This window comes from Seongchinamella sediminis (assembly GCF_003457605.1).
Classification (GTDB): Bacteria; Pseudomonadota; Gammaproteobacteria; order Pseudomonadales; family Halieaceae; genus Halioglobus; species Halioglobus sediminis.
This window is the reverse complement of record NZ_QRAN01000019.1, coordinates 47,346-64,378: the sequence shown is the minus strand read 5'-3', so window position 1 is coordinate 64,378 and position 17,033 is coordinate 47,346. Positions and strand designations below refer to the sequence as shown.

Annotated in this window: 15 protein-coding genes; 1 reads left to right on the top strand and 14 read right to left on the bottom strand. The window is 59.7% G+C overall.

Annotated features, from left to right (window positions below; all coding sequences use genetic code 11):
* Window positions 1-104: 104 nt before the first annotated feature.
* The gene (locus tag DWB85_RS15700) at window positions 105-443 is read left to right on the top strand and encodes a zinc ribbon domain-containing protein YjdM (RefSeq protein WP_117956435.1); all 339 of its coding nucleotides are present in this window, start codon (window positions 105-107) and stop codon (window positions 441-443) included.
* A 193-nt stretch (window positions 444-636) separates the two neighbouring features.
* Here the strand turns inward: DWB85_RS15700 and DWB85_RS15695 are convergent, their stop codons facing one another.
* The 14 genes from DWB85_RS15695 to leuS all read right to left on the bottom strand — a co-directional run bounded on the left by DWB85_RS15695 (window position 637) and on the right by leuS (window position 17,029).
* Window positions 637-1,449 (bottom strand): universal stress protein, encoded by an 813-nt coding sequence (locus tag DWB85_RS15695; RefSeq protein ID WP_117956433.1) that lies wholly within the window; start codon window positions 1,447-1,449, stop codon window positions 637-639.
* Between the two features lie 101 nt (window positions 1,450-1,550).
* Complete coding sequence (locus tag DWB85_RS15690) at window positions 1,551-2,972, bottom strand: Y-family DNA polymerase (protein WP_117956431.1); 1,422 nt, start codon at window positions 2,970-2,972, stop codon at window positions 1,551-1,553.
* 175 nt (window positions 2,973-3,147) lie between these two features.
* A complete protein-coding gene (locus DWB85_RS15685) occupies window positions 3,148-4,116 on the bottom strand; it encodes an IS1595 family transposase (RefSeq protein ID WP_117956429.1) in 969 nt (322 codons plus the stop codon).
* A 135-nt stretch (window positions 4,117-4,251) separates the two neighbouring features.
* Window positions 4,252-4,596: a putative signal transducing protein gene (locus DWB85_RS15680; protein WP_117956427.1), complete on the bottom strand. Its 345-nt coding sequence runs from the start codon at window positions 4,594-4,596 to the stop codon at window positions 4,252-4,254.
* A 27-nt stretch (window positions 4,597-4,623) separates the two neighbouring features.
* Window positions 4,624-5,247, bottom strand: a complete 624-nt coding sequence (locus DWB85_RS15675) for a thioredoxin family protein (protein WP_117956425.1) — start codon at window positions 5,245-5,247, stop codon at window positions 4,624-4,626.
* Between the two features lie 178 nt (window positions 5,248-5,425).
* On the bottom strand, window positions 5,426-5,920 hold the full coding sequence (locus DWB85_RS19420; RefSeq protein WP_133300638.1) for a hypothetical protein: 495 nt from the start codon (window positions 5,918-5,920) through the stop codon (window positions 5,426-5,428).
* Between the two features lie 379 nt (window positions 5,921-6,299).
* Window positions 6,300-9,323: an RHS repeat-associated core domain-containing protein gene (locus DWB85_RS15670; protein WP_117956422.1), complete on the bottom strand. Its 3,024-nt coding sequence runs from the start codon at window positions 9,321-9,323 to the stop codon at window positions 6,300-6,302.
* A 48-nt stretch (window positions 9,324-9,371) separates the two neighbouring features.
* On the bottom strand, window positions 9,372-11,225 hold the full coding sequence (locus DWB85_RS15665; RefSeq protein WP_117956420.1) for a DUF6531 domain-containing protein: 1,854 nt from the start codon (window positions 11,223-11,225) through the stop codon (window positions 9,372-9,374).
* Window positions 11,226-11,372: 147 nt separating this feature from the next.
* A complete protein-coding gene (locus DWB85_RS15660) occupies window positions 11,373-11,582 on the bottom strand; it encodes a DUF2788 domain-containing protein (protein ID WP_117956418.1) in 210 nt (69 codons plus the stop codon).
* 31 nt (window positions 11,583-11,613) lie between these two features.
* Window positions 11,614-12,051 carry an OsmC family protein gene (locus DWB85_RS15655; RefSeq protein ID WP_117956416.1) on the bottom strand — a complete coding sequence of 146 codons (438 nt, stop codon included), beginning with the start codon at window positions 12,049-12,051 and terminating at the stop codon, window positions 11,614-11,616.
* A 92-nt stretch (window positions 12,052-12,143) separates the two neighbouring features.
* Complete coding sequence (gene imuA, locus DWB85_RS15650) at window positions 12,144-12,875, bottom strand: translesion DNA synthesis-associated protein ImuA (protein WP_117956414.1); 732 nt, start codon at window positions 12,873-12,875, stop codon at window positions 12,144-12,146.
* 140 nt (window positions 12,876-13,015) lie between these two features.
* Window positions 13,016-14,032: a DNA polymerase III subunit delta gene (holA, locus tag DWB85_RS15645; protein ID WP_117956412.1), complete on the bottom strand. Its 1,017-nt coding sequence runs from the start codon at window positions 14,030-14,032 to the stop codon at window positions 13,016-13,018.
* Window positions 14,032-14,550, bottom strand: a complete 519-nt coding sequence (locus tag DWB85_RS15640; RefSeq protein WP_117956410.1) for an LPS-assembly lipoprotein LptE — start codon at window positions 14,548-14,550, stop codon at window positions 14,032-14,034. Before DWB85_RS15640 ends, holA begins: the two co-directional genes overlap by 1 nt.
* Window positions 14,551-14,569: 19 nt before the next feature.
* Window positions 14,570-17,029, bottom strand: a complete 2,460-nt coding sequence (leuS, locus tag DWB85_RS15635) for a leucine--tRNA ligase (RefSeq protein WP_117956408.1) — start codon at window positions 17,027-17,029, stop codon at window positions 14,570-14,572.
* Window positions 17,030-17,033 lie beyond the last annotated feature (4 nt).

Below are 17,033 nucleotides of genomic sequence, written 5' to 3'. Positions count from 1 at the left end.
CGCGGGGCGCATGCAGCGATTACCCCGGTTGGTGAGTGTTGCGCTATTATTGCCAGCATGAGCGAGCGCCTTATCCCCGATCACTAACCAGGACACCCCTTAGCATGAGCGAAATGCCTTCCTGCCCCCAATGTTCCTCACCCTACGCCTACGAGGACCGCGATAATTATGTGTGCCCGGAGTGCGGCCACGAGTGGGCCCGCGACGGCGTCGCTGAACCGGCGGAGGAGAGTACCGTGACTGATGCCAATGGCAACCCGCTGGCCGATGGTGATACGGTGACAGTGATCAAGGATCTCAAGGTGAAAGGCTCATCGTCGGTGGTGAAGGTGGGTACCAAGGTCAAAAATATCCGCCTGGTGGACGGCGATCATGACATCGACTGCAAGATCGACGGTATCGGCGCCATGAAACTGAAGTCCCAGTTTGTTAAAAAGGCCTGATTGTTTGCAGCTTGACAATGCAACCATAAAGGGCGTGCATAGAGTGCATGCTCACGTCTCTGCCCTTAGGCGGGCAGGGCGGTATAGGGATTGCTGGGGTGGCCAGCTCCTGCGGTAGTTTGCTGGAAAGCGCCGGTGGCCTCGGCGGGCTGCCGGGGATGGCCAACTCCCTGTTTAAATAGCCCTGGTCGACCTAGGGCAGCGCCAGGACATTGCAGTCCAGCTTGTCGAGTATTTTCTCGGCGGTATTGCCGTGCATCAGCGCCGCCAGCCCCGAACGGTGAGAATTCCCCACCACCACCAGGTTGGCGCCCAGGCGCCTGGCCTCCTCGACAATGACCCGGTCAGGTGGGCCGAGCCTGATGTGGATCTTGCTCTTGTCCAGCCCCGAGACATCGATCAGTTTCTGCGGGTCCGGGGTTACCCGGAAATCCGGAAAGGCGTTGACCACGTGCACATCGGCGATGCGGGTTTCCACCAGGGCGCGGCTTACCTCGAGTATGTGTTCATTGAGCTTTTCATAGGGCTCGGTACGCACACTGATGTCGATTGCCGCCAGTATGACCGGCACTTCCGGGCGCGCGACCTCTTTTACCAGCATGACCGGCATGGGGCACTCCCTGATCAGGGTCCAGTCTGAGGTGGATTTGAGTATCCGCTGGCTGACCCGGTGACGATAGGATGATTTATAGACGATGTCCGCATGGTTGCGGGTAGTGGCACGAATGGCCGCGTGGTACCAATCCTGGTCCCATTCCACCTCGGTGACGACGGGGATGCCGCTGGCGATATGGGGGGCAGCGCAGGCCTCCAGGAGTTGCTTGTGCTCACTGAGTTTTGCCTTGACCGCATCGGACTGCTTGTCGGCCCCGGATACATCACCGTGAATGCAGCCAAACAGGTGCAGGCTGGCGCCGAGTTTTTCCGCCACCAGGGCCGCCCTCTCCAGGGCGGGTTGCTCCTCCCGGGTGGGGTCGTGCACTACCAGGAATTTGCTCAGTTCCATGATTGCCTCGTGCTCCTTGTTTTAGCCATGGTTGCATTTTCGCTCATGCAGTTAGAATTGGCACTCTAATTATCGAGGCTATATGGAGCGCTTTACAGCGTTCAGGCAAAAATGCCGTGGATGTACCAGCCGCAGGCCAGTCGGTCACGAAATACCCAGTAATGTTGCCCGGCCTCGCCCCGGGCAATGTAGTAGTCCCGGCTCACCGGTTGTTGCCACCAGTTGTCCTCTATGCGTTCGGGGCCGTAGACCAGTTCAAGCGGTCCCTGCCAGAATAGTTGCTGCCGGCGCTCCGTCAGCCCCTGCGGGTGGGGCATCAGCCAGAAAGGGCGCTGGGCGCAGTATTCCTCGCCTTCATCGGCGGGACGATCGGGGCAGGTATGCACGGCGAATTCCGGCAGGTGCTCGTCGCGGCAACCAACTTTTCTGACTGCCTGCAGGCCCAGCCGGTTGCGCAGCCTGTCCAGCAGGCTGGCCAGAGGTTCACGCTGCTTGCGCGGACTGAACAGGTCGATGTTCTCCAGCTGGCCGCTGCTGAACCGGCGGCACTGCAGTCTAAGGCCTTCTACGCCTACTTTCACTTCCAGCCGCTCCAGGCGGATGCGGGTCAGCTGGTACCAGTTCTCCCAGTCGCTGTGGCTGGCGGTGCTGCGCACGCGGATATCCTGGAGGGAGTGGTCTATGCCGATTAACTGCCAGGTGATTTCCGCGGTTTGCAGTTGGGTATTGCGCAGGAAGCGGCACAGGGACTGCAACAGCATCTGCATGGCCGGGAACAGTTCTTCGTTGCCGCGTACCTCGTAGCCGAACCAGTATTCATCGCTGAAGGTGGCCGGCAGCTGGTAATCCGGGTGGATATCTTCACGCTGGCCCAAAACCTGTTGCAGGTAATGGCTGAACCGGGCGCCGCAACGCCGGGCCAGTGCCGCCGGTGGCAGCGCAAAAATGTCCCCCAGGGTGTGCAGCCCCGCCCGGCGCAGTGAATCCACCGTAGCGGAGAACGCCGTGAGCAGGGTCAGCGGCAATGGCGCCAGCCGTTCCTGCAGGGGGCGCTCGCAGTCGCGGGCCTGGTCGGCGTCACTGAACGACAGCAGCCAGGCGGCGGCGGGGGTGGCGGCAAGACCATACTCCACCTGGAAACCACGGCTGGCAATACCGTTACTTACTTCAGCCAGCAGGGTATCCAGCCCCCGAAACAGGGCCAGGCAGCTACCGATTTCCAGTTGCAGGCAGTCCTCTCCCTGGGGATGCAGGCTGGGGGTGATGCTGTAGGTCCAGCAGCATAATTGTTGCAGGAAGCGCTCCTCGGCGGCGGTATCCCGCTCCAGCAATTGCGCCGGTTCATCCCCCAGCAGGGCGCGTACCGTGCTGGCGCCCATACCCTCGCGAATGCCCAGCCCGGCGGCGTAATCGTTGGCCCGCAGTACCCGCTGCTTTGCCAGTACCACCACCGCCTGGGTTTCGGAGCGATTGAGGCACTGCAGTGGCAACTGGTGAAAGCGCAGGCATAGCCACAGGCTCACGACGCTGCTCCCGGATACTCTGGGCTCCCCGACTGCAAATACGCAGGGGGCAGGTACCCCAGTTTAGATTGACCAATACTGTGCATATGTAAGGGGTATCCATTTAGCTCCAGCAACATCGAAATACTGTATGGATATCCAGTATTTCTTTATTCTAGAACAGCGGCCGAGAGATTCAAGTTTTTCCCGTCAAATCGTTGTAGGTCACTGGTGCCGTTACCACGGCTTGCTGCATCAATCGATAGAACAACATGCCGCGAGATCTTGATGTGCGGCGGTTGAAGCGGAACACAAATTCGTCCAGATAGGCATCCAGGTGCTCAGGTTGTATCGAGCCATGGTGTGTACCGAGAACCCACCGCTGTAAGAGCGCCGCTACCCGGTGCACGCCGGCGATCGACACATGGGCGGGTACATCGGACCCTAGCATCACGATTCGTTGATGCTCATAACCCAGTTCAGTCAATGATCGGTAAGCTGCCGAGCCGTCCGTGTGTACCCGTGCTCCGGTTTCAACGACCTCCTGCACAAATGGAATGACGTGGGGAGCGGAGTCTTTGGGAATACGGCGAAGGCGAACCCGGCCAAATCCCTTGGGCTCCAGGATCTCTACCGCAACGGCCACCAAGACCTTGTCAGTACTGTTTTTTCTGCCTTTAGGAGAGATAGGGTTTTGCCTGTCTGTGATAGCCAGGTAGGTTTCATCGACTTCTACAAACCCCTTGAGTTTGTCGCGGCCAGGACGAACCATGGCACGGCGGAATCGGTGCAGCATTGTCCAGGCAGTTTGATAACTACCCAACCCCAGCACTCGCTGCAAACCCAAGGCGCTCACGCCTTGTTTCTGCTTAGTCAGATACCAGGCCGCCGCAAGCCATGTACGCAATGGCGTACGAGTCTTGTCAAAGATGGTGCCCGCGGTCACCGAGTTCTGGTGCTGGCAGGCCGGGCACATCAGGCGGGTACGGCTTGCCCGGTAGGCCTCACCCTGCCAATCGCAGAGCGGGCAGACATAACCGTCTGGCCAGCGAAGCCGTTCAAGGAAGGAGAGGCAAGCTTCTTCAGTGGAAAACCAGTCGAGAAATTCGTTCCAGGTTTGCGGGTAGTCTTTTCCGCCAACTGGGGCTAAAGTCTGTATATCCATCCAGGTGTTTTGACCGGACTGGAGCTAAATGGATACCCCTTACACATGTACAGTATTGGTCAATAGCGAATACTTGTCCAGCGAGCCACCGACAACCTGTCGCCTGTGCAGGCAGGTATGCAGTGCAGCGGTGGGTCAGGAGCTAAAGAGAATAAACAGCGCCAGCACCACAACCGCCAGCAGGCCGATGCAGGCGTGCATGATCTGCTGGTAGTGCCGCGGCTGGCTGGATTCCAGCAGGGCGATATCCTCAGCCGGCAAGGGATTACGCGGCACATGGGCATCATCAGCCAGCAGCGCCTGGGCATCCTCCCACTGATGATCCAGTACCACCCACACCCGCACCTCCGTGACACCGGTAATGGCCCAGTAGTTGTAGGTATTGATGTCGGAGACCTTGCAGAGAATGCCCTGCCCGCGGAGAAAACCCGCCACGCGGTTGGCTTCGATAATGGAGGAATAGGTGCCCAGCAGCTTCATGGTTCTATGGAAGCACAGAGCCGCCGGTCAGTCGATCGGAATAGCTTCGGCAGTAATGCCGTACTGGAAGCGCTGGGAAAACTCTTCCGGGGAAAGCAGCCTGCCCCTGACAAACGGACTGCCATGCTTGCGCGGCACCGAATCGCTCGCGTGTTGGACAAACAGGGCAGGGTAGCCGGTGCCGCCCCACTCCTCGAACAGGGCAAGATCCCTGTCGCTGTGCTCGGGATTCAGCCTGACCTTGACATAGGAAGACAGGGTTTCCCGGGCTTCCCTGCTTGGCAGCAGCGCATCCTCGAACTTGCGGCAGAACTTGCACCAGTCCGCGTAGGCGTAAATGAATATCGGCGCACTGCGTCTCCTGCTGATACCAAGTGCCTGGCTGTAACCGGCATGATCCACATACCAGCGATCACTCTGGTACGCAGCCTTCGCGGTCTGTGCACCACTTGATTTTACGGAGGGGCGTGGCGTTGCCGAAGGCATGGCGTTAATGGCCTTGAGTTCCAGCTCCCGCCCGGACCCATTGGGGCAGGCCTTATCGGTGTATACAATCCTGCCATTGATTTCGCATTTGTTGATTTCGTTGGCACTGGCAGGCGTCAAAGCATGGAGTAATAAAGCTGATGTAAGGAGCAAGAACTTTTGCATAAAATGTCGTCCTGCTGTGAGTCGGTTAATGGAATCCAGTGGGTCGCTCTCAGTCAAGAATAGCAGTTGTTGGGGAAGCTTTGCCGAGGAAGTTCAGCTCAATATAATTCTCTTACGGTTCTGTCTGGCGGCGTACTTCAGAACGAGAATTATCAATTTCGATAAATTTATGTTTCCGTTATGGAGTTGGATTTATTTCATTTAGCACTGTATAGGCGGTATCGAAACGCGCTGAAATCAAGAACTTTCGTCCATCGCTGAATTTAATGAGGCGATTGGGTGTGCGGGGGTCGCTTTTGCTTCGGGGCTGGAAAACGAAGAAATTTCTCAGGAGAAAATTGAGCCTGGCGTCTTCGATGCTTGCTAGCCTATCCCTCGTGTAAACAAAATCCCTGCCAATATAGTCGATGATTTTTATATTCGTGCCTGAGCAGTCGATCGAGCGAGCCGTTTTTGCCAGCGTGAATAAACAGTAAGCAATATAGCAAGCATACAGCAGGCAAGCCGCCGCGAGAGCTGCATAGATTAAAGCAACAGAGCCTCCGGTTTGTCCCTCAAACTTGGAAATACCGCAGAGTAACTTTATTCCGGCGTATATAAAGATGGGTGGGTACAGTAAAAGGATGAGAATACCTCGCCCTTTTTTGCCAAGGGTGTGATCTTTTGAGTTCAAAAAATTATTTCAATCTGGTTATGCTGGTGCACGACGTAATCAGTTATCTGAGTGACACGGAGACGCAGGGCTTATGGTTAAACCGGGAAAACTGCCTGTCAGAGTGTTCGGTGCTTAGCCTGACGTTTCTCTACGGATCTGAATTATTGACATAATCAGAACCGAGAAGAGCAGTGCCGGCCATATCAACATTCCTGACCAAATATGCCACAAAGCATCTCTAACCAATGTGTGAACACTCTCGCTTTTTTCAAAAATATGAAGGTAAGAGTTCATTGTGCGTGTCAATAAGATGTATGTTTGTGCCAAGAAGATAGACACACAAATTGATAAAAAATAGATATAGTACTTAAGCATAATCTCTAAGCTCAACGGTGGGTTACTCGCATAGCATATCTTGACTTTTAATCAGGTCGTTTATCTTTTCAATGTTTTTCTGGATATCTTGAATATCTTGGCTAGTGGACGCTTTTACCTCATCTAAGGCAGTTGCCCAGTCCCAAACTTCAAGGGCACCGCCGACCCCAACCATTACAAGCCCTGTTGCGCGAACCAAGGGAGGAGTTATTGGGTTGGGGTGAAGTGCGAGTGCTCCACCTGTGGTTGATATGACTATGGCTGTGGGGCCAACCCAGCTAGGAGCTAACCCAAACGGATCCAAGTATGTGAAAGGATTATTATTTGAATAACTATATGTATTTATCCCGCCTTCAATACCTAGAGGATCAGTTTCAATGTACCTTCCCCAACTAGAATCATAATCCCGAAAATAATTCTGATGCAGCCCGGTCTCAGCATCGAAATACTGCCCCGGAAATCTCAGGTTATTGGTAATTGCTGCGACATCGATGTCGGCCTGGCCGAAGGGGCGGTAGTTTGCGTTCCAGACCACATTCTGGGCCTGGTTGGTCAGGGTTTGCGGGGTGCCGAGATGGTCGGTGTGGATGTAGTAGATTTCGGTGCTGATCAGTGGCGGTGGGGGAGGGAGTATTTCTACCAGGCGGATGCCGTCGGCGGCGGTTTTGCCGCCGGCATCGGATAGGTCTATGTACTCGTCACCATTGCCGCTGAAGCTGTAGGTGCCCAGGTACACCCATTGTTTGCCCTGTCTGCCCTGGTTGGCGGTAACCGTCGACACCTGGCCGCCGTGATGGATCCGGTAGGTGGCGGAAGGGTTGTTCTTTCGTACTTTTGGCCACCAGGCGTAGATCTCGTAATCGCGCTCTTGCAACGTGCCGGGGTGCCAGCGATAGCTGTTGCCTGCATCTTCGGAGAGGTGATAGTAGTCCCCCCAGGCGCCTTTCTTTCTCACCTGTTCCCAGGTGCCGCTGCTGCTGGTTCCCGCGCTGGTGTCATCCAGCAGTGTCTCGGGGCCGGGCTCGGCGGGTCCGTAGGTGAAGCTGGTGCTGGCCACGGCGATGGGGCGTTCGTTGAAGTAAATGTATTCGCGCAGGGGGATGCCGTCGCCGTTGATCTCTGCCAGTAACTCACCGCGCTGGCCGTAAACGTAGTGAATGTCCTCGTCTGCGGTTTGTTTCCTGGTGCGTTGGTTGCGGAAGTTGTAGCTGTACTCGGCGATAAGGCTGTCTGCGGGCTCGCCGTTGGTGAGTCGTCGCTCGATTACCCGGGCCAGCCGGTTGCGTGCGTCGTACTGGTAGATGGTAGTGTTGTCGCCGTTGTTGTCAGATTTCGCCACCAGGTTCCCGTTGGTATCGTACTGGTACTGCCAGTCACTGGTGCTTTGCAGGCGGTTGCTGTTGCTGGCGTAGCTGTAGACATCCGTGCCGTTACTGCTGCTATGGCTAAGGCGGTTGCTGTTGGCGTCGTAGCTGTATGACAGATTGCCGTAGCCGCCACTGGCGTTACCCAGCCGGTTGAGGGCGTCGTAGCCCAGGGCCTGGCTGAATGTGGCGTTCTTCTGGTCGTTTATGGCGGTGATGTTGTCGGCGGAGTCGTAGCTGTAGCTGCGGTTGAGCGCGCTGCCAAAGCTCAGCGTGGTCAGGCGATAGTCCAGATCATAGGCTGCCTGCATCTGCATGCCGTTGCCCAGGACAAGGGATGTGACCGGGCCAAAAGGGAGGTATCCGGCATCGCTGGCGATAGTCCGGGCTCCCTCGGGGCCGTTGCTGTGAATCGCCATTTGTCGTCCGGCCCCGTCGTAGCTGTAATCCACTGTGCGTCCGCTGGGGTAGGTAATCCGCGTTACCCGGTCGGCCAGGTTGTATTCGTATGCCAGGTTGAAGTCGTGGCCAGCGCTGTTGCGCGCTTCGAAGACCAGGTTGCCGCGATGATCGTAGTCCATTGTTGTCGTGCCCGAGGCATCGCTTACGGTGGTAAGCCGGCCGATGCCAAAACTTCCCCCGTCGTAGCCGTAGCTGATGTTCAGGCTGGTGTCGGGGTAGCTGGACTCGAGCTGCCGGTTGAGCGCATCGTAGCTGGATGCAACACTGATCCCCCGCGCGTCGGTGCTGAGTATTCGGTTGCCGGCGCTGTCATAATGATAGCTGCTGACCCCCGTATCCGGGCTGTCCAGGGTCACTACCTCATCAAAGCCGTTGATGGTGTAGTTGGTGGCCAGACCGCGAGGATCGGTCACCGCGGTAAGGTTATCCCGCTGGTCGTGATTGTAGTGCACGGTGTGGGCATAGGCGGCCTCGGTGCTATAGATCCTGTCCAGGGAATCTATCCACTGCACGGTGGTGTTGCCATTGCCATCGGTGCGCGAAGTCCGGTTACCGTTGCGGTCATAGGTATAGTGGGTGGTTTGTCCGGATGCGCCGGTAATGGTGATCAAGCGCTTGAGTTCATCATAGCTGCGGTTGATGTCCCTTAGCAGCGTGCCGTTAGTGTCAAAGCTTCGCTCCGCGATGCGGTTGCCGGCCTCGTCCAGGGTGTATTCCACCCGCTCGCCAAGGTTGTTGCTGACCGCCACCAGCCGGCGGGCACCGTCGTATTCGTTGCTCAGGGTGCTGCCGTCAGGCAGCGTGGTGCTGAGCAGCATTCCCTCGCTGTCGTAGCTGTAGTCAGTAATCGCATCCAGCGAACTGTCACCGGTGGGGTCGATCACGGTGCGTGAGGTGATCCAGCCCCGGGGGTGATAGGTCAACCGGGTTTCCACGCCGTTTACGTCGATAATCCGTCGCGGCTGGCCGCGCTCATTGTGATCGAGCAGGTGGCTGGTGTATCCCAGTGAGTTGGCGGCCGAGATGCGATTGCCGCTGGCGTCATAGCCATAGTGGATGCTGTCGTCCGCATCGACACGGGGGCCATCAGCGAGGGTAATCTGGCCGTTGCTGTTGTACTGGTAGGTCCACTGCCTCTCTTCGGCGAGGGAGACGGTGCAACCGACTGCGAGTGCAATGCTGCCGGTTAGCGTGAACAGGAGTCTGCCGGAGTGGTTCATGATGCGTTCCTTGCTTCGTGAGCCGTTGCTATTGTTGGAATCCCGGTGTCAGGGAGTTTCGACACGTTTACGGATCAGGTTACCCTTGAGGTCGTATTCGTAATGGCTTGTGCGGCCAGGTTCGGCTATGACTGTGGGCAGGTTGAAATTGGCGTGCCAGGTAGTGCGGGTTTCCCGCTCCTGGGGCGTACCCACGCCTTCCCGGCGAATCAGTTCACGCCCGTTGGCGTCCCGCAGGTACTCGGTAACGTTGCCTTTCCAGTCGGTCTTGCTGCGGATGAACGCCCGCTGGTCAAAACCATAGCGCTGGTTGGCCGCCACGCAGTTGGCGCTGGCATGTCCCTGCACCTGGAATACGCGCTGTACGCCATTGACCCGGGTGTAGTAATAGGTGGTTTCCTTGCCCAGTGGGTTGGTGACGGTGGTTCTGCTGGTACCCGGACCGTTGAGCAGACTGTAGTCAAAGCTGGTCCTGTCGGCGCCGTTGTGGTGTTCGGAACTGACCGCCCGGCGGGCGCTGTCATAGGTCCAGCTGGCGTAGCGCTTGCCGTTGGCATCACTGATACCGGTGAGCAGGTCGGGATAGGTGGTGTTCTCGTAGTGATAAGTGCGGTTACTGCCATTGTCCGGGTAGAACACCGAACCGAGCATGCCATTGCTGTTGTAACTGTAACTGTAATCCTGCCCCAGCGGATCGCTGAAGCCGGTAATTCGGCCCGCTGTATCCAGCGCGTAGCGGATCACGCCGCCCAGGCTGTGCTCAACCTCGATGGCATCCAGCTGGTAGCGATAGCTGTGACTGAGCCCGGATCGTTGGCTGACCCGCACAAGTCTTCCGCTGCTGTCGTAGGTTTCGACCTGGTCGTCCAGGGTCTCCAGGCGCCAGCCGCTGATATTGCCCGCGCCGTCGAGCTCACTGAACAGTTGTTCGGTGATGTCGGTGCTGCTGTTGCGCCAGTCAGTGCCACCCTGGCCGCCGGTGAAGGTAAGTATCTTGCCGTCGGCACGGGTGACCTGGGCCTCGATGGTGCCCGCCTGGTGGGACACCCGGGGAAAGAATGTCCACTGGCCGCTGATGGAGTTGTAGGCCCGGCTTACCGCCAGCGGAAATGGCCGCTTGCCCTGGTAATCGGTTTCTATCTGGACCTTGTTGCCGGCGGCGGGGTTCACCGGGTTGCCCAGGGCGCATTCGGTCAGGCCCATTTCCCGCCCGAGGTCGTCTTTGCCGGGAATCGAAAAGTAGAGGTTGTCGATGCCGAAGCCGCCCGGTTCGTCACTGACAATGTGTACGCGCCAGCTGGCAATGCCGATATTGCCGCCCCGGGTGAAAAAGCGGTAGATACCGGTGCCCTCGTTGGTGGTGGATAGCAGCAACTGGCCCTGTGGGCCATAGAGGTCCATCTGTACCGAGGCCACCGCGTCAAAGTGGCCGCTCTCCCAGACAAACTGGTAGACGGTTGCGGCTTCCTGGGTGCCGGGTTTGACGAACTGGCCGGTGATATCACCCTCGAACACGGGGGTTCCCGTCAGCACAGGAGAAGAAGCCACCGCGGCATCCGTGGTAATCACCGGCCCCGAGCCGCCGAAGACGATGCCCCGGTCCCGGTACTGGTCACTCACCAGGGCATCCACTGGCAGTTCCGAAAATGAGATGCGGCGGGAAAAATTGCGCTCGCCGCTGGTGTATGCCGGTGCCGGCGTCTGGAGGGTTGTATTGACCTGCCGCGTGTTTGCGGGGGCCGACCCTCGGGGCGCCGGGCTGAGCGATTCCGGGGCCTGCAGCGGTGGACTGAAGTCCTGCTGCTGGAGCGTGGTGGCAGGCGCCGGGTTGTCAGAGGATGATTGCCCCAGTGCCAGGGCGGGAACGAGCAGCAACAGGCCGCCCGGAATTCCAGGTTTCATCGACACTACCTCCCTGTAGTGAACCGTTGCGATAGCGTCCTTGCCATCGCGATAGTCAGAGTAGGTGCTTCCGGGCTGGCGAGCCAGCAAACGCCGCAATTTGATGAATTGCGACGCGCTCTGGCTCAGTAAGATGGGTGCTCTGGCTTACATGCCGCCGGCGTTTTCCAGCAGGTAGGTAATCACGAATTTGATCAGGAAACCGAAAATGCCCATGGCCAGGCCGATGTAGAGGATGATGGTGCCGAACCTGCCCGCGTTACTGCGCCTGGCCAGGTCCCAGACGATAAAAATCATAAACAGGATCAGGGCGCCGACCCCCAGGGTAACGCCGTACTCTGTTAACCACTCGTCCATATCGCTCTCCCGGGCCGCAGGCGGCGCCTGTTCAGGGGGCGGCGATTATATCAGCTTCCAGGTGGCAGGGGGCCTTGAGCGAGGCAGTGACCAGGCAGGCACTTTCGGCCTTTTCCAGCAGGCGCCGGGCGTCGGCCTGGTCGGTGCCTGCGGGCACGGTCAGGCTGGTGCGCACGGTGAATCCGGTGAACTGAGTGACCCGGTCCATTCGGTCCAGCACCCCTTCGGCGTTCACTTCCAGGCTGTTCCATTCCAGCCCGGAAGCTCGCGCAATGGCGCGAAAAGTAAGAATGAAACAGTCGCCAACCGCAGCGACCAGCAGGTGTTCCGGTGACCACTGGTCTCCCGGGCCGCCAAACTCGGCGGGCGGGGCGGAAACCAGCTGCGGCATGTCGTCGGCTTTCAGGGCGATATTACCCTCGGCTTCCGCGTTGGCAGATACCCGGTAGTGGTGGGGGAAGTCTTGCATGTTTGGCTCCGCTGTCAGTGGCGTTAAAGTACAACGCGGATTCTAGCAGAGCGTAATTATCCCGTTTTTGATGTCCGTCATGCTGGTTGTGTTCAGGCAAACGACAGCGTCGGCTGCACCTGGGGGCTGACCTGCCCGGGGCTCGCCTGCCAGGCGGGAATCTCCCACAGCTGGGGCTGCTCCGGCACATCTTCCGAGGGCGGCAGGGCCACGTCCAGGTACTGGTTGCCACCGCGCTGCTTGAGAATATGCACCTTGCGGTACTCGCGCATTTGCAGGCGCAGACTGGCGGGGGCGTGGTTGCGCGCGGCGGCCTGGGGGCGGAACAGTACTGCCAGGCTGTCGCCGCTGGCGGCGGCCAGTTGCAGCTTGCGCAGTTCGCCGTAGCTGTATTCCTCGGCCCCCAGCCAGCTGAACACGGCGCTGCTGGTGCTGCTGCGCAGGGCCTGCTCGGTGGCCCACAGCAGGTCTTCCCGGTTTTTGGGGTGTACCAGCAGGATCTGCCCGGTGTCGATGCCCCGGGCTTTCAGCAGGGGGGCATAGGGTGTGAAGGGCGGGGCAATAAAGACCTGCCAGAGGCCCTCGGCGCTGAGCTTTTCCATGGCCGGCAGGAACAGGCCCATGGAGCCCAGGCCGCAGCCATCGCTGAGCATTTCCACGGTGTTGCCCAGGGGCCAGCCCTTGTGGCGCAGCTGGGCATCCAGGGTGCTGTAACCGGTGTTGAGGCGGCCCTCATCCCGATGGCTGTTGCCGCTGGCGGAGAATACCTGGCCGGCAAGCCAGGTGTCGTTACGCTTGATAAGCTGTTGCAGTGCTGTATTCATGGCCGCGCCTCTTTGCTGTATGTTTATACACTGTTTGTATATACAGTAGTTGGCGCGACCGGGCTTTGCAAGCGGTAAAATTTACACGCGGGTGTGACCTGTGCGATCAGGCGACAGGTGGTTGAAGCGCAGAGCAGGGTTTAGCGGCGGGCGCCGGCCAGATCCAGGATCAGGGTTTCCAGGTTATCCCAGGGCTTGCCGCCGGCGAAGCCCTTGATGCTGCCGTCGACGGCGCTGGCCTGTTCCAGCAGGTGGTTGAGGGAGTTGCGGCTGTGGCGGCCCAGCGCCCCCTGCATCAGGCTCATGCGGTTTTTCCACACCCGCAGGGCGCCCAGGGCCTGTTGCGGGTTCTGGCCCGCATCCATCGCCTGCCGGGCCTGGTGCAGGGTGCGGATTTCCCGCAGCAGGGCCCACAGGGCCACGGCGGGCTCGGTGCCCTCGCCGCGCAGGCCGTGGAGCATTTTCAGGCTGCCGGCGGCATTGCCCCTGAGCGCGTTGTCGGTCATGTCGAACAGGTTGTAGCGGGCGTTGTTGGCGACCGAGGCGGTTACCGTCGCGGCGCCGATCCGGCCGTCGTCCGCCAGCAGCTTGAGTTTTTCCACTTCCTGCACTGCCGCCAGCAGGTTGCCTTCCACCCGCTCGCACAGCAGTTGCAGGGCCTCGTTATCGATGGCCATGCCGGCGGCGCTGACCCGCTGTTGCAGCCAGCGGGGCAGGTCCCTGGCATCCACCGGCCAGACCTGCACCGTGGCGCCGGCGGCGTCCAGGGCCTTGTACCACTTGCTGTTGGTGGACTGTTTGTCGATCTTGCCGGCGATAATCAGCAGCACGTCCTCGCTGCCCTCACTTACCTGCAGGTACTCCACCAGGGCCTTGCTGCCCTCGGTGCCCGGCTTGCCGCTGGGAATGCGCAGTTCCACCAGCTTGCGCTCGGCGAACAGTGACATGGCGGCGGCGCTGGCGATGATCTCGTCCCACTTGAAGCCCGGCGCGCTGACATCGAGAATTTCGCGGTCGCTGCAACCGGCCCGGCGCGCCGCCTGGCGCACCTGGTCACAGCACTCCTGGACCAGCAGCGGCTCGTCGCCACTGACCAGGTAAACGGGCAGGAGTTGCTGTTGCAGCTGGCCGGCCAGTTTCTCCGGGTAAACGCGCATCAGGCGTCCTGGGCGGCGGCGTAAAAGGCGATGCGGCGCATGATCTGCTGGGCCAGCTCACTGCGCATCTCCGACTTGAGGATGCGGATTTCCTCGGCCTTGCCCACCACGTTCTGCGGGTCGTTTTCCATTTGCTTGACCACCGAACTGGTGGTGCTTTCGATGACCATCTCGCCGGTATTTTTACGCACCGCGAAGGTGGCGCGCATGGTCAGCTCGAATTCCGCTGCGCGGGCTTCGGAGTTGAGCGACAGGTTGCGCTGGTTGAAACGCTCGGGACCCAGCACCACGCTGTAGTTGGCGGCTTTGTTGTCGTCCTGCCACTGCACGCCATTGGCGGCGAAACGGGTTTTCACCTCGCGGCTGAACTCGCTGTTGGGATTGTTGGTCTGCAGGTACATTGAGCGCCATTCATCGGAAATACTGACGCCGCCGGCGCCGCGCAGGTGGAAGCCACAGGCGCTGAGCGCCAGGGCCATAGCGAGGATGAAGCAGTGGTGGAGCGGGCGCTGTGGCATGGGGAGCTTCCGTTGCGGGCTAGTTGGCAACAATATTAACCAATTTGCCCGGCACTACAATTACCTTGCGCACGGTCACGCCTTCAAGGAAGCGCTGGACGTTGTCCTGGGCCAGGGCTGTGGCCTCGACGCTGTCCCTGGCGGCATCGGCGGGCACTTCCATTTTTGCCCTGACCTTGCCGTTCACCTGCACCACCATTTCAATGCTGTCGCGGGTCAGGGCATCCTCGTCGACGCCGGGCCAGGGAGCGTGGAGAATGTCGCCCTCGCCGCCGAGCAGCGGCCACAGGGTGTGGCAGACGTGGGGCGTGATCGGGCTCAACATCAGCACCACTGCGCGCAGGGCCTCATCGAGCACTGCCCGGCTCTGGTCGCTGCCGTCCAGCTTGCCCAGTTCGTTGCACAGTTCCATCACCGCGGCGATGGCGGTGTTGAAGGTCTGGCGCCGGCCGTAATCGTCACTGACCTTGGCGATGGTCTCGTGGGTCTTGCGGCGCACGTTCTTCTGTTGTTCGTCCAGTGCGGCTACAGCCAGCGCAGGCGCCGGATCTGCCGCCAGGTGACTGGCCACCAGCTTCCACAGGCGCCTGAGGAAGCGGTTGGCCCCCTCCACCCCGGAGTCGGCCCACTCCAGCGACTGTTCCGGCGGCGCCGCGAACATGGAAAAAAGGCGCACGGTATCGGCGCCGTACTGGTCTATCAGGGCCTGGGGGTCGACGGTGTTGCCTTTCGACTTGGACATCTTGGCGCCGTCCTTGAGCACCATGCCCTGAGTCAGCAGGCGGGTGAACGGTTCGTCGGAACTTACCAGGCCCTCGTCGCGCAACAGCTTGTGGTAAAAGCGCGAGTACAGCAGGTGCAGGATGGCGTGCTCGATACCGCCCACGTACTGGTCCACCGGGGTCCAGTAGTCAGCCTCGTCATCGAGCATCGCTTCCTTGTTGTTGGCACAGCCGTAGCGGGCGTAGTACCAGGAGGACTCCATGAAGGTGTCGAAGGTGTCGGTCTCGCGGGTGGCCAGGCCGCCGCAAGCGGGGCAGCTGGTTTCATAGAATTCGGGCATCTTCTTGATCGGCGAACCCACGCCCTCGAATTCCACCTCGGTGGGCAGCACCACCGGCAGGTCTGCAGCCGGCACCGGCACCGCGCCGCAGCTGGCGCAGTTTATGATCGGAATCGGCGCGCCCCAGTAGCGCTGGCGGGACACGCCCCAGTCGCGCAGGCGGTAGTTCACCGTGCGCTTGCCCCTGCCGAGGCTTTCCAGCTTGTCGGCAATGGCATCGAAGGCGCCCTGGAAATCCAGGCCATCGAATTCACCGGAATTGATGCTGGTGGTGCCGGATTTATCGGCGTACCAGTCCTGCCAGGTATTGCTGGAATAGATGTAGTCATCGCCGGCCTTGTCGACCACCTGCACAATCGGCAGGCCGTACTTGCTGGCGAAGGCGTGGTCGCGCTCATCGTGGGCGGGTACCGACATGACTGCGCCGGAGCCGTAACTCATGAGCACGAAGTTGGCGACCCAGATCGGCACCTGCTCGCCGCTCAGCGGATGAGTGGCGGTAAAGCCGGTGGCCATGCCCAGCTTTTCCATGGTCGCCATTTCCGCCTCGGCCACCTTGATATGGGACTGTTCTTCAATAAAGGCAGCCAGTTGCGCGTTGTGCTCGGCAGCAGCCCTGGCCACCGGGTGCTGGGGGGCGACCGCCAGATAGGTGGCACCCATCAGGGTGTCGGGGCGGGTGGTGTATACCGCCAGCGGCTCGCCATTGAAGTCGAACTCCAGGTCCACGCCCTCGGAGCGCCCGATCCAGTTGCGCTGCATGGTTTTTACCTGCTCGGGCCACTGGTCCAGTTTGTCCAGGTCATTCAGCAGCTGGTCGGCGTAGTCGGTGATCTTGATGAACCACTGATCGATCTCCCGGCGTTCCACCGGGTTGTCACAGCGCCAGCAGCAGCCGTCGACAACCTGCTCATTGGCGAGCACGGTCTGGTCGTTCTCGCACCAGTTGACCTCGGCCTTTTTCTTGTAGGCCAGGCCCTTCTCGAACAGGCGGGTAAAGAACCATTGTTCCCAGCGGTAGTAGTCCGGATCGCAGGTGGCGAGCTCCCGGTCCCAGTCGTAGGCAAAACCCAGCTGGCGCAGCTGTTCGCGCATGTAGTCGATGTTTTGCGCGGTCCAGTGGGCGGGTGGTACGTTGTTCTTGATGGCGGCATTTTCCGCCGGCAGGCCGAAGGCGTCCCAGCCCATGGGCTGGAGCACGTTTTTACCCTGCATGCGCTGGTAACGCGCGATCACGTCGGCAATGGTGTAGTTGCGCACGTGCCCCATGTGCAGCTTGCCACTGGGGTAGGGGAACATGGCCAGGCAGTAGAATTTTTCCCGGCTGTCGTCCTGTTGCACGGCGAAACTGTTGTTCGCCAGCCAGTGCTCCCGGGCTTGCCGCTCCAGGGTAAGGGGGTCGTATTGTTGCTCCATCACG

Coding starts and splice junctions, on each gene's coding strand:
- DWB85_RS15685 (WP_117956429.1), bottom strand. CDS start 4,116: ATGGATATACAGACTTTAGCCCCAGTTGGCGGAAAAGACTACCCGCAA.
- DWB85_RS15670 (WP_117956422.1), bottom strand. CDS start 9,323: ATGAACCACTCCGGCAGACTCCTGTTCACGCTAACCGGCAGCATTGCA.
- DWB85_RS15665 (WP_117956420.1), bottom strand. CDS start 11,225: ATGAAACCTGGAATTCCGGGCGGCCTGTTGCTGCTCGTTCCCGCCCTG.
- DWB85_RS15660 (WP_117956418.1), bottom strand. CDS start 11,582: ATGGACGAGTGGTTAACAGAGTACGGCGTTACCCTGGGGGTCGGCGCC.
- DWB85_RS15695 (WP_117956433.1), bottom strand. CDS start 1,449: ATGGAACTGAGCAAATTCCTGGTAGTGCACGACCCCACCCGGGAGGAG.
- DWB85_RS15640 (WP_117956410.1), bottom strand. CDS start 14,550: ATGCCACAGCGCCCGCTCCACCACTGCTTCATCCTCGCTATGGCCCTG.
- imuA (WP_117956414.1), bottom strand. CDS start 12,875: ATGAATACAGCACTGCAACAGCTTATCAAGCGTAACGACACCTGGCTT.
- DWB85_RS15675 (WP_117956425.1), bottom strand. CDS start 5,247: ATGCAAAAGTTCTTGCTCCTTACATCAGCTTTATTACTCCATGCTTTG.
- DWB85_RS15700 (WP_117956435.1), top strand. CDS start 105: ATGAGCGAAATGCCTTCCTGCCCCCAATGTTCCTCACCCTACGCCTAC.
- DWB85_RS15680 (WP_117956427.1), bottom strand. CDS start 4,596: ATGAAGCTGCTGGGCACCTATTCCTCCATTATCGAAGCCAACCGCGTG.
- holA (WP_117956412.1), bottom strand. CDS start 14,032: ATGCGCGTTTACCCGGAGAAACTGGCCGGCCAGCTGCAACAGCAACTC.
- leuS (WP_117956408.1), bottom strand. CDS start 17,029: ATGGAGCAACAATACGACCCCCTTACCCTGGAGCGGCAAGCCCGGGAG.
- DWB85_RS15655 (WP_117956416.1), bottom strand. CDS start 12,051: ATGCAAGACTTCCCCCACCACTACCGGGTATCTGCCAACGCGGAAGCC.